Genomic DNA, 289 nt, shown 5'->3' on the forward strand with positions numbered 1-289 from the left:
ATAGAGGAGCCTATGAGGCTCCTCTATTTTCTATTTTAATATCTAGCAGAACTGGAAATTTCATGATGTTTAGAAGGGTATTTTTTTAAGTAATATGATTTGTTTTTTACTATTTTTTCGATTAGTTCTATCAATATGTCAACTTCTGAATAATCATTATACAAACCAAAGCTAATTCTAACCATGCCAGGACGTGGATAACGAGGATTTCTTTGCAGTTTATTTATATCATTTTTGGTTAGGTATAATAATTTTTGCACATAAGGTTGAGCACAGAAGCATCCACTTC

1 pseudogene is annotated in these 289 nt (G+C 30.8%); it reads right to left on the reverse strand.

The window, feature by feature from the left end:
• Positions 1–35 precede the first annotated feature (35 nt).
• A pseudogene (locus AACQ14_RS24465) lies at positions 36–289 on the reverse strand (hypothetical protein); the annotation flags it as partial.

Origin of the sequence: Vallitalea maricola (genome assembly GCF_036985595.1) — a bacterium.
In the GTDB taxonomy this organism is placed as follows: domain Bacteria; phylum Bacillota; class Clostridia; order Lachnospirales; family Vallitaleaceae; genus Vallitalea; species Vallitalea maricola.